Origin of the sequence: Achromobacter sp. E1, from assembly GCF_037039475.1 — a bacterium.
GTDB lineage: Bacteria > Pseudomonadota > Gammaproteobacteria > Burkholderiales > Burkholderiaceae_B > Achromobacter > Achromobacter mucicolens.
On record NZ_CP146253.1, the window covers coordinates 3360943 to 3372947 of the forward strand.

Sequence of the window (12005 nt, forward strand, 5' to 3'; positions counted from 1 at the left end):
CCCTGTACGGCAAAGTGAAGATCGTCAAATCGTTTCCTGACATCGAAGTCAAAGTGGCCACCGCATTCCCCGATTTGCTGGTAGAGAAAGTCAGCTCATTCCCCGACCGCTGCGGCAGATGGCAAATCGTCGACAACTTCCCGGACTTCACGATCAGATTGGTCGATTCGTTTGGCGACTTATCGATTAAATGGGTCGACCACTTTCCCGGTCTGCCGTGACATGCCGGGATCGCGCTTCTGGACCCAGCGCACCCGCCAGGCGCGCAGCAATAAGCTAAGCAATTGAAATAACGCGAAGTTATCAACTTCCCTAAGGAAAACCCCATTAGGGAATTTGCTTATGCGCTTTTATTATTTGCAAAGCGCATACTCGAGCGGCCAGAATTCGTCCTTGGCATAAATCAAGACCAATGGAACTTCGTCAACTCGAGGCCTTCGCGGCCGTCATGTCCACCGGCAGCGTCACCGCGGCCGGACGGCTGCTGGGACGCTCGCAGCCTGCGATCAGCCGGTTGCTGCAGGAACTGGAGGCCGAAATCGGCTATCCCCTGTTCAACCGCAGCGGTCCGCGCGTGACGCCCACCGAACAGGGCTTCCTGCTTTACGACGACGTTGAACGCGCGTTATCCAGCCTGCAGCAGATCCGGAGCCGGGCCGACGAAATTGCGCGCGGTCAGGCGCAGCCGCTGTTGATGGCTGCCACTTCCGCCCTTGCCGCTGGCCTGGTGCCGGCCGCCCTCAAACGCATCGAAGACCGGCTTGGGCCCGCCCGCGTGCAGTTGCGCAGCGCCTCGCCCGAGCGCGTGGTGCATGCCGTGCTGTCGGGCGCCGCGCAGTTGGGCGCGACCAGCCTGCCGCTGGAGCACCGCGGCCTGACCGTGCACTGGATTGCGCAGGCGCCTTGCGTGGCCGCCCTGCCCGAAGACGATCCGGCCGCGCGCCACGCCGTGGTGCCGGTGTCGGCGCTGGCCGGACGCCGCCTCATCACCATGGCCAACCCCTATCGCCTGCGCCGCCGGCTGGACGCGGCGCTCGCGCACAACGTGCAGGCGCTGGGCACCATCGAAACCAATTCGTCCGTCAACGCCCTGGCCGCGGTCCGCGCGGGCCTGGGCGTATCGGTGCTGGAACCCGTGACCGCCTATGGTTCGCCGATGGCGGGCGTGGCGATCCGTCCCATCGATCTGGACATCCCTTTCTTCTTTGGGGTCATCACCCCGCAGTCGCAAACGCTGTCGCCCGCCTGCCAGGCGATGGCCGACGCGTTGGCCGAAGCCGCCGCAGACCTGCTACCCGGCTTTGTCCTGCACGACGCGTCCGAGCATTCGGCGCTGCTGCAGTCGATCTACGGCGATGACGCCCCTGTCATGGAAACACCCGCATCATGAATCTGCCCCTCGCCGCCCCGCCGCAAGGCCTGCCCGCCCTGGAGGCGCGCCTTCGGCAAGACCTCTCCTGGCTGGAAATTCCCGCCAAGAACTGGGTGACGCCCCGGCTGGTCGACGGCCAGCAGGTGTTGGATGTGGCGATCATCGGCGGCGGCATGGCCGGCCTGGCCGCAGCGGCGTCTCTGAAGCACCTGGGCATCGATGCGCCGATCTTCGATCAGGCGCCTGAAGGCTACGAAGGCCCGTGGGCCACGACGGCCCGCATGGAAACGCTGCGCTCGCCCAAGCAACTGACCGGTCCCGCGCTTGGCCTGCCCGCACTGACCTTCCGCGCCTGGTTCGAGGCGCAATTCGGCCAGGAGGCCTGGGAAGCGCTGGACAAGATCCCCCGCCTGCAATGGATGGACTATCTGCGCTGGTACCGCCGCGTGCTGAACCTGGACGTGCGCAACGAACACCGCATCCTGTCCGTGCAGCCGCGCGCCGATCAGCTAGTTGAGCTGGACATCCAGTCGCCGGCCGGACGCACGACCGTCCTGGCTCGCCGCGTCGTGCTCGCCACCGGCCGCGACGGCCTGGGCGGCGCATACGTGCCCGACTTTGCAAAGAAGCTGCCGCGCGACCGCTGGGCGCATTCGTCCGACGTGATGGACTACAACACCTTGGCCGGCAAGCGCGTTGGCGTCGTGGGCGCGGGCGCGTCCGCCATGGACAGCGCGGCGACCGCGCTGGAAGCCGGCGCCGCCAGCGTCGATCTGCTGATCCGCCGCAACGACATCCCGCGCATCAACAAGGGCAAGGGCGCGGGCAACCCGGGCCTGACCCACGGCCATCTGACGCTGCCGGACGAATGGAAGTGGAAGATCCGCCACTACATCAACGCCGCGCAAGTGCCACCCCCGCGCGGCAGCACGCTGCGCGTGTCGCGCCATCCCAATGCGTTCTTCAACCTGGGCTGTGGCGTGCTGGACCTGGCCCTGGTCGATGACGAAATCCATGTCACCACGCCCAAGGGCGTGTTCGTGCTGGACTTCCTGATCTTCTCCACGGGCTTTCGCATCGATTGGACCGTGCGGCCGGAGTTCGCGCCGCTGGCGCCCCACGTGCGCGCCTGGGGCGACCGCTACACGCCGCCGCCCGGCGAGGAAGACCAGGAACTGCATGACTCGCCCGATCTGGGACCGGTGTTCGAACTGCAGGAGAAAGTCCCCGGCGCCTGCCCGGGCCTGGACCGCGTGCACTGTTTTTCGTACCCCGCCGCGCTGACGCACGGCACGATCTCGGGCGACATCCCCGCGATCAGCGAAGGCGCCAAGCGCCTGGCGCAAGGCATCGCCGGCCTGTTCTACCGCGAAGACGTGGTCACGCACTACGCCAACATGGAAGCGTTCTCGGAACCCGAAGTGTTCGGTGACGAGTGGACGCAGGCCGCCGCGCCGGCCACGGCTTCGCAGGCGGAGACCGCGCAATGACCGCATGGCTGCTACGCCGCGTGGCGCAGGCTGCGGTGGTCGTGTTCCTGATGACGCTGATCGTCTTCGTGGGCCTGCACGCCATCGGCAACCCCGTGGACATCCTGATCGGCCAGGACGTGGACCAAGTGGACCGCGCGCGCATCATCGCCGAACTGGGGCTGGACAAGCCGCTTTGGCAGCAATACCTGGCCTTCCTGAACGGCGCGCTGCACGGCAACCTGGGCAACAGCTTCGTCTACAACATCCCGGCGATCGAACTGGTGATCCAGCGCCTGCCGGCCACGCTTGAACTGGCCATCACCGCCCTGTCCTTTGCCGTCATCATCGGCCTGCCGCTGGGTCTGTTTGCGGGTTTGTATCCGGACAGCCGCGCGGCCAAGATGATCATGGCGGGCAGCATCGTGGGCTTTTCGCTGCCTACCTTCTGGGTGGCGCTGATGCTCATCATGGCGTTCAGCGTGTCACTGGGCTGGCTGCCCGCCAGCGGCCGCGGCCAGACGGTGGAGTTCCTGGGCTTTCAATGGTCGTGGCTCACGGCCGACGGCTGGCGTCACTTGATCCTGCCGGCGTTCAACCTGTCGCTCTTCAAGATCTCGCTGGTGATCCGCCTGACCCGCGCCGGCGTGCGCGACGTGATGCCGCTGGACTTCGTGAAGTTCGCGCGCGCCAAGGGCCTGTCGCCGTTTCGCGTGGTCTGTGTGCACGTGCTGCGCAACACCATGATTCCGCTGGTGACGGTGCTGGGCCTGGAGCTGGGCTCGACCATCGCATTTGCCGTCATCACCGAGAGCATCTTTGCGTGGCCCGGCGCCGGCAAGCTGATCCTGGACAGCCTTAACGCGCTGGACCGCCCCGTGATCGTGGCCTATCTGATCGTGGTGGTGTGCCTGTTCGTGACGCTGAACCTGATCGTCGACATTCTGTACAAAGTGCTGGACCCCCGGGTGCGGCTGGAGGCCACGGCATGAGTTCCGTATCCCAAACCGCGCAGGCGCCCGCCCTGCGCCGCGAGTCGCCGTGGCGCCGCAACCTTGCCGAGTTCATGTCGTCCAAGACGGCCGTGCTGGGCCTGGTTGTCGCCACCCTGCTGATCCTGGCCGCCGTGCTGGCGCCGTGGATCTCGCCGCAGAATCCCTATGACCTGCTGCAGATCGACGTGCTGGATTCGCGCCTGCCGCCGGGTTCCATGAATGGCCTGGACACGTTCCACTACTGGCTGGGCACCGACGGCCAGGGCCGCGACCTGCTGTCGGGCATCCTGTATGGCCTGCGCATCAGCCTGATGGTGGGCGTGGGCTCGGCGTTGATCGCCGGCATCATCGGCACACTGCTGGGCCTTCTGGCCGCCTACGCCGGCGGCAAGGTCGACGCCTTCATCATGCGCCTCGTGGACCTGATCCTGTCGTTCCCGTCGATCCTGGTCGCGATGATGATCCTGGCCTATCTGGGCAAGGGCGTGGGCAACGTGGTGCTGACGCTGGTGATCCTGGAATGGGCCTACTACGCCCGCACCGCGCGCGGCCAGGCCCTGGTCGAGCGCCGCCGCGAATACGTGGAGGCCGCCCGCTGCCTGGACATTCCCAATTGGCGGATCATGTTGAAGCACATCCTGCCCAACTGCCTGCCGCCGCTGATCGTCATCGGCACGCTGCAGATTGCGCGCGCCATCACGCTGGAAGCCACGCTGAGCTTCCTGGGACTGGGCGTGCCCGTGACCGAGCCGTCGCTGGGCCTGCTGATTTCCAACGGCTTCCAATACATGCTGTCCGGCGAATACTGGATCAGCTTCTACCCCGGCATCGCGCTGCTCATCACCATCGTGGCAATCAACCTGGTGGGCGACCGCCTGCGCGACGTGCTGAACCCGAGGACTCACAAATGACCGACCGCTCTGCCTCGGCTGGCGCGCCGGCCACGCTTGAAGTGCGCAACCTGCGCACGCACTTCCACACCCGCGCGGGCGTGTTGCCCGCCGTGGACGACGTCTCTTTCACCTTGCCGCGCGGCAAGATCCTGGGCCTGGTCGGCGAATCCGGCTCGGGCAAGTCCGTGACGGGCTTTTCCATCATGGGTCTGGTCGACGCGCCGGGCCGCATCGTGGGCGGCCAGGTCCTGTTTCAGGGCCGCGACCTGACCACGCTGCCCCCGCGCGAACTGCGCCGCCTGCAGGGCAACCGCATCGCCATGATCTTCCAGGATCCGATGATGACGCTGAACCCCGTGCTGCGGGTGGACGTGCAGATGATCGAGACGGTGCGCGCGCATAACAAGATGAGCAGCGCCCAGGCCCGCATCCTGGCGCGCGACACGCTGGGCATGATGGGCATCCCCAGCCCCGAGGAACGCCTGCTCGCCTATCCGCATCAACTGTCGGGCGGCATGCGCCAGCGCGTGGCCATCGCCATTGCCATGCTGCACCGGCCGGACCTCATCATTGCCGACGAACCGACCACCGCGCTGGACGTCACCATCCAGGCGCAGATCCTGTCCGAAGTGCAGAAGCTGGCCCAACAGCACGGCACCAGCCTTATCTGGATCACCCACGACCTGTCGGTGGTGGCGGGCCTTGCCGACGAAGTGGCCGTCATGTATGCCGGGCGCATCGTCGAACACGGCAAGGTCGACGACGTGCTGGACCGCCCGCAGCACCCCTACACCGTGGGCCTGATCGACAGCCTGCCCAGCAACAATGCGCGCGGCCAGCGCCTGCGCCAGATTCCCGGCATGACGCCGAACCTGCTGCACCTGCCGGCTGGCTGTGCGTTCGCCGCGCGCTGCGCGCGCGCCACCGCCGCCTGCGGCCAGCAACCCGGCATCACCCAAGCCTTACCCGAACACGACGTGCGCTGCTTTCATCCTTCCATCCAGATCCACCGCGAGGTGGCGGCATGAGCGCCACCTCCACCGCCAACGCCCCGACGCCGCTGATCGACCTGCGTCAGGTCAGCAAGCGCTTTGGCGAACGCAAGGTTGGCGCCGCCGGCCGCGCCATGCAGTCGCTGGGCCTGTCCAAGCCGCCCGCCATCACGCGCGCCGTGGACCACGTCGATCTGATCGTGAATCCCGGCGAGGTCGTCGGCCTGGTCGGTGAATCCGGCTGCGGCAAGTCCACGCTGGGCCGCATCGCGGCAGGCCTGCTCACGCCCTCGGGCGGCGAGGTCCGCATCAATGGCGTGCGCCCCGCCGACATGAATCCGGCCCAGGCCCACGCCGCGCGCCTGAAGGTGCAGATGATCTTCCAGGATCCCTACGCCAGTCTCAACCCGCGCCTGCGCGTGGATGAGATCGTGGGCGAAGCGGCGCGCATCCACGGCCTGGTCGGCAACGGCGACTTCGACGATTACGTCAGCGCGCAACTGGAGCGTGCGGGCCTGGACCCGTCGCTGCGCCAGCGCTACCCGCACCAGTTCAGCGGCGGCCAGCGCCAGCGCATCGGCATCGCCCGCGCGCTGGCGGTGCAGCCGTCCATGCTGGTCTGCGACGAAGCCGTGGCCGCGCTGGACGTCTCGATCCAGGCGCAGATCCTGAACCTGTTCATGGACCTGCGCGAAGAACTGAACCTGACGTACCTTTTCATCAGCCATGACCTGGGCGTGGTCGAACACCTGTCCGATCGCGTGGTCATCATGTACCTGGGCCGAGTCGTGGAAACGGCGACGGTGGAAGAAGTCTTCCGGCGTCCCAACCACCCTTACACGCAAGCCCTGCTGGCCGAAATCCCCAGCCTGAAATCGCGCCACAAGACCTTCACCGCGATCAAGGGCGAGATTCCCAGCCCGCTCAACCCGCCCACCGGCTGCCATTTCCATCCGCGATGTCCGCACGCGATGCCGCGCTGCAAGACCGAGGTTCCCACACTGAAGGGAATCGCCATCAACCACCTGAGCGCCTGTCACCTGAACGACATGGCCTGACGATCACTGGCCGCGGCACGACCGCCGCGGCCGCTGGACCCACACCGTTCCCCCTTCACCAAGGATCCCGGACAATGAAACGCCTGATTCTCTCGACCCTCACCGCCGCCATCCTGGGCGCCTCGGCCGCCGCCTCCGCGGACAACCTGTCGATCGGCTTTGCCGACCCGCTGTCGTCGCTGGACCCGCAGCTGAACAACCACGCTGGCGACCGTTCGGTGGCCCTGCACTTCTGGGACCTCCTGATCGAGAACAAGTGGAACAAGCTGCAGCCGGGCCTGGCCGTGAGCTGGAAGCCGCTGGACAACACCACCTGGGAATTCAAGCTGCGTGAAGGCGTCAAGTGGCAGGACGGCACGCCGTTCACCGCCGACGACCTGATCTACTCCTACACCCGCGCCCGCGGCGTGCCGGGCAGCGTCGCCACCTACGCCGGCTACCTGCGCACCATCGACACGATGACCGCCAAGGATCCGCTGACCCTCATCATCAAGACCAAGGCCCCCAACCCCGACCTGCCGCTGAACCTGGCGTCCATCCACGTCGTCAGCAAGCACGTCGGTGAAAAGTCCTCGACCGAGGACTACAACTCGGGCAAGGCCATGGTCGGCACTGGCCCCTACAAGTTTGTCTCCTACACGCCCGGCGACCGCGTCCTGATGGAACGCAACGACGCCTACTGGGGCGACAAGCAGATCTGGGAGAAGGTCAACTACCGCTACATCAACAACGCCGCCGCCCGCACCGCCGCCCTCTTGGCCGGCGACGTGGACGTGATCGACAAGGTGTCGGTGTCCGATCTGGCCAAGCTGGAGAAGGCCGCCAACATCTCGGTCTACCCGTACGACGGCCTGCGCGTCATGCTGCTGCAACCGAGCTTCAACCCCGCGCCCAACCAGTACATCACCGACAACAACGGCAAGCCGCTCGACAAGAACCCGCTCCTGGACGTGCGCGTGCGCCAGGCGCTGAACCTGGCCATCAACCGCAAGGCCATCGCCGACCGCATCCTGCAAGGCGCCGCCACCGAGGCCAACCAGTGGATGCCCAAGGGCACCTTCGGCTACAACCCCGAGATCAAGGACATCCCCAACGACGTCGCGCAAGCCAAGAAGCTGCTGGCCGAAGCGGGCTTTCCCGACGGCTTCAAGCTGACCATGCACGTGCCCAACGACCGCTACCCGCAAGGCCCGGAAACGGCCCAGGCGGTGGCGCAGTTCTGGACCCGCGTGGGCGTGAAGACCCAGGTGGAAGTCGTGCCGTGGGCCGTCTATTCGGGCCGCGCCAACAAGAACGAATTCGCCGTCAGCATGCTGGCGTGGGGCAACGGCACGGGCGAAGCCAGCTACGCGCTGGTCAACATCCTGGCCACCGTCGACGCCAAGAAGGGCCTGGGCGCCTCCAACTGGGGCCACTACAGCAACCCCAAGGTCGACACCGCGCTGGAGCAATCCACCTCGGAATTCGACGTGGCCAAGCGTGAAGCCATCCTGCGCGACTCCGTCAAGCTCGTGTCCGACGACGTCGGCATCATCCCGCTGTTCCACTACAAGAACATCTGGGCCACCAAGAAGGGTCTGAAGGTCACCCCGATGACCAGCGACCGCACGGCCGCCATGATGGTCACCAAGGTCTCGGACAAGTAAGCCATGGCGCCGACCCTGCACATCAGCCCCGCGGACGCCCTCATCGACGTCCCGCGCCAGATCCGCGTCGAACACGTCGCGCCGGGCGCCACCGTCGAGATCACCGCCCTCACCCGCCGCAACGGCGTGCTCTGGCAAGCCCAGGCCGCCTACACGGCAGGCGAGGACGGCGCCGTCGATCTGACCCGCGACGCGCCCGTCTCGGGCGACTACACCGGCCTGGCCCCGATGGGCCTGATCTGGGCGCAGTCTCCCGATGACGGCAAGAGCCGCGAGTACTTCAACCAGCCGGTGACCGATGCCCTCGTCACCGAGGTGGTGGTCCGCGTCGAAGGCGCCGAGGCGCGCGGCAGCTTCACGCAACGCCTGGCGGCCGACGGCGTCACGCGTGTCGAGGTCCGCGAGGACGGCCTAGTCGGCACCCTGTACCTGCCCGCCGGCAGCGCCCCGGGATCGCATCCCGCCGTCATGATCCTGAACGGGTCCGGCGGCGGCATCAACGAACCGCGCGCCGCCCTGTACGCCTCGCGCGGCTACGCCGCCTTCGCGCTGGCGTACTTCAAGGCGCCCGGCCTGTCGGACTACATTTCCAACACCCCGCTGGAGTACTTCCAGACGGGCCTGCGCTGGTTGCGCAAGAAGGTCCAGCCCCTGCACGACTTCGTCGCCATCAGCGGCCAGTCGCGCGGCGGCGAGCTGGTGCTGCTGCTGGGCGCCACCTTCCCGAAGGAAGTGTCGGCAGTGGTGGCCTACGTGCCCGGCGCCGTCGTGCACAGCGGCCAGAACGCCTGCGACCCCAAGATCGGCCGCGAAGGCCCGACCTGGCTGCTGGGCGGCAAGCCCATCCCCCACGTCTGGGAAAACAACCGCACGGCCACCTGGGCCCCGTTCGATGAAGGCCCCGCGCCCCATCGCCACGAGAAAGCCATTTTGACGGCCTTGCAGGACCCGGACGCCGTGGCGCGCGCGCGCATCCGCGTGGAGGACATCGAAGGCCCGGTCATGCTGCTGTCCGGCACCGACGACGGCTCGTGGCCGTCCAGCCTGTACTCGAAGATGGTGCAGGACAAGCTGACCGAAGTGCGGCACCCGTACCCGGTCCAGTGGCTGGACTACGAAAACGGCGGCCACTCGATCCTGTTCCCCTACGTACCCACCACCCAGCTCGTGTATGCCCACCCCGTGTCGGGCAAGATCAGCACCAGCGGCGGCAACCCCAAGGACAACGCCCGCGCCGACCAGGAATCCTGGGAAGGCGTGAAGACGTTCCTGGACGCGGCGGTAAAGGCCAAGGGCGCGGCGGCTGGCATGCCGGTAGCGACCGCGAACGATGCCTCGGGCAACGTCCGCTGAACGAAACTTTAGGAGACCTCCTCAATGGCACAACAACCGATCGTCTACGACATCAGCAAAGACATCGTCGACCAGCTCGTGGGCCTGGCGCCCGGCACCCAGACTTTTGACGTGCGCCACAAGCGCGACAAGGTCGCCGCCGCCACGCAAGGCAGCTACGACGCCCTCTTCGACCCCGCCCTGCCCGGCCTGCCGCTGGCCGACCGCCTGCTGGTCGCGCTGTACGCCACGCGCATCACGCCGTCGCCGCTGTTGGCCGCGCACTATCGCGCCCGTGCGGTCGAGGCCGGCGTGCCGGCCGCGGACATCGCCCTCGCCGAATCCGGCAAGCCGGCCGATGCCGCCGACCCCCGCCTGGCCGCCATCCTGGAATTCACCCGCAAGCTGATCGAAAAGCCGGTCGAAGGCGACGAAGCCGCGTTGAAGACGCTGCCGGCTGCGGGGGTTTCCACCCCGGCTGTCGTCACGCTGTCGCAGCTGATCGCCTTCCTGTCGTATCAGACGCGCCTGGTGGCCGGATTGGTCGCGATGAAAGCGGCTGAAGGGCTTGAGGCGGGTGCTGGCGCCGCGGATGCCACGGCCGTCATCAACCCTGGCAACACCGAACCCGGCGCCGTCATCAAGGCCCATGGCTTCACCAACGAAGTCCTGGAATGGAAGGCATGGCTGGACGTCGTCAACGTCGACACCGCCACCCCCGAACAGATCGCCGTCCTGGAAGAAAGCCACCCCAAGGCCAAGGTCTCGGACTATTACCTGTTCCTGGTCCACCAGCCCGAAATCCTGCGCCAACGCTCCACGGCCTTCAACGCCATCATGTACGCACCGGGCGGCCTGTCGCGCGCCGAGCGCGAACTGGGCGCCACCGTGGTGTCGCGCGTGAACGGCTGCGTGTACTGCGCGTCGGTGCACGCGCAGCGGTTCGAGCAACTGGCCAAGCGCAATGACGTGATTGGGCAGGTGTTCGAGAATCCGGTCACGGCTGGCACGACCAAGCGTGAACAGGCGATCGGCAAGTTCTCGATCCAGATCACCGAGGCGCAGGCCGACGTCAACGCGGCCAGCATTCAGGCGCTGAAGGATGTGGGTCTGAATGACGGCGAGATCCTGGATCTGCTGCATTCGGACGCGATCTTTGCGTGGGCGAACCGGTTGATGCTGAATTTGGGTGAGCCGGAGCTGGTGACGGTCTGACGCAGCTACATTTAGCCGGTGTCTGACACCCGCATACGCTCGCTTGGGTTCCCTTGCCTGCGCATACGGGTGTCAGACACGCGGAAGGATCGGCTGGTGTCAGACACTCGGAAGGATCGGCTTGTTACACTGTCCTTCCCGCACATACCCGCGCCCCGCCTCAGCGGGGCGCTTTGCCTTTCCCATGTCCGAAAAAACCCACGACATCCGCCCCGGCCAGTCGATCGAACTGCTCAAGGCCCTGCACATCCTGACCCGCGACGGCAAGATGAACCAGGACAGCCGCCGCAAACTGAAGCAGGTCTATCACCTGTTCCAGTTCATCGAGCCGCTGCTCAAGGATGTCCAAGACCAACGCGGCGCCGTCACCCTGGCCGACCACGGCGCGGGCAAGTCGTATCTGGGCTTCATCCTGTATGACCTGTTTTTCAAGGATCAGCCCGAGGCGCTGAAGAACGGCTCCCATATCTACGGGATCGAAACCCGCGAAGAACTGGTGAAGTCGTCGGAAGATCTGGCCAAGCGGCTGGGCTTTGGCGGCATGTCGTTCCTGAACCTGTCGGTGGCGGAGTCGATTACCTCGGACAAACTGCCCGCGTCGATAGACGTGGTGACCGCCCTGCACGCCTGCAATACGGCTACCGACGACGCGATTCACTTTGCGTTGGAGAAGAAAGCCAAATACATCGTGGTCGTGCCGTGCTGCCAGGCCGAGGTGGCTTCGGTGCTGCGCAAGAACAAAGCGAAGGCGCTGGCGGATCCGTTGGCTGAGATCTGGCGGCATCCGCTGCACACGCGGGAGTTTGGTAGCCAGATTACGAATGTGCTGCGATGCCTGCAGCTTGAGGCGCACGGATATCAGGTCAGCGTGACCGAACTGGTCGGCTGGGAGCATTCGATGAAGAATGAGCTGATCATCGCGCAATATAAAAACCTGCCGACGCGCAAGCCCGCGCAGCGTTTGACCGAGATGCTGGATCGGATCGGGCTGCAGGAATTGAAGGATCGGTTTTTCTTGCCGCAAGCTGCGTAA

Annotated in this window: 11 protein-coding genes; all 11 read left to right on the forward strand. The window is 66.0% G+C overall.

Annotation, left to right across the window (positions count from 1 at the left end):
* Positions 1-14 precede the first annotated feature (14 nt).
* Positions 15-221, forward strand: a complete 207-nt coding sequence (locus V6V88_RS15475) for a hypothetical protein (RefSeq protein WP_223575897.1) — start codon at positions 15-17, stop codon at positions 219-221.
* Between the two features lie 191 nt (positions 222-412).
* Positions 413-1390 (forward strand): LysR family transcriptional regulator, encoded by a 978-nt coding sequence (locus tag V6V88_RS15480; protein WP_142054871.1) that lies wholly within the window; start codon positions 413-415, stop codon positions 1388-1390.
* Positions 1387-2862 carry an NAD(P)/FAD-dependent oxidoreductase gene (locus V6V88_RS15485; protein ID WP_223575898.1) on the forward strand — a complete coding sequence of 492 codons (1476 nt, stop codon included), beginning with the start codon at positions 1387-1389 and terminating at the stop codon, positions 2860-2862. The genes V6V88_RS15480 and V6V88_RS15485 overlap by 4 nt, the downstream gene beginning before the upstream one ends.
* Positions 2859-3833 carry an ABC transporter permease gene (locus V6V88_RS15490; protein WP_152384672.1) on the forward strand — a complete coding sequence of 325 codons (975 nt, stop codon included), beginning with the start codon at positions 2859-2861 and terminating at the stop codon, positions 3831-3833. Before V6V88_RS15485 ends, V6V88_RS15490 begins: the two co-directional genes overlap by 4 nt.
* Positions 3830-4747 (forward strand): ABC transporter permease, encoded by a 918-nt coding sequence (locus V6V88_RS15495; RefSeq protein ID WP_056319169.1) that lies wholly within the window; start codon positions 3830-3832, stop codon positions 4745-4747. The genes V6V88_RS15490 and V6V88_RS15495 overlap by 4 nt, the downstream gene beginning before the upstream one ends.
* Positions 4744-5757, forward strand: a complete 1014-nt coding sequence (locus V6V88_RS15500; protein WP_062841051.1) for an ABC transporter ATP-binding protein — start codon at positions 4744-4746, stop codon at positions 5755-5757. The genes V6V88_RS15495 and V6V88_RS15500 overlap by 4 nt, the downstream gene beginning before the upstream one ends.
* Positions 5754-6779 (forward strand): oligopeptide/dipeptide ABC transporter ATP-binding protein, encoded by a 1026-nt coding sequence (locus V6V88_RS15505; protein ID WP_062841052.1) that lies wholly within the window; start codon positions 5754-5756, stop codon positions 6777-6779. The genes V6V88_RS15500 and V6V88_RS15505 overlap by 4 nt, the downstream gene beginning before the upstream one ends.
* Positions 6780-6853: 74 nt before the next feature.
* On the forward strand, positions 6854-8425 hold the full coding sequence (locus V6V88_RS15510) for an ABC transporter substrate-binding protein (RefSeq protein WP_062841053.1): 1572 nt from the start codon (positions 6854-6856) through the stop codon (positions 8423-8425).
* A gap of 3 nt (positions 8426-8428) precedes the next feature.
* A complete protein-coding gene (locus tag V6V88_RS15515) occupies positions 8429-9778 on the forward strand; it encodes an acyl-CoA thioester hydrolase/BAAT C-terminal domain-containing protein (protein WP_062841054.1) in 1350 nt (449 codons plus the stop codon).
* Positions 9779-9802: 24 nt separating this feature from the next.
* The gene (locus tag V6V88_RS15520; RefSeq protein ID WP_081101045.1) at positions 9803-10972 is read left to right on the forward strand and encodes a CMD domain protein; all 1170 of its coding nucleotides are present in this window, start codon (positions 9803-9805) and stop codon (positions 10970-10972) included.
* A 184-nt stretch (positions 10973-11156) separates the two neighbouring features.
* Entirely contained in the window at positions 11157-12005 is an 849-nt protein-coding gene (locus V6V88_RS15525) for an SAM-dependent methyltransferase (protein WP_056319153.1), read from the forward strand.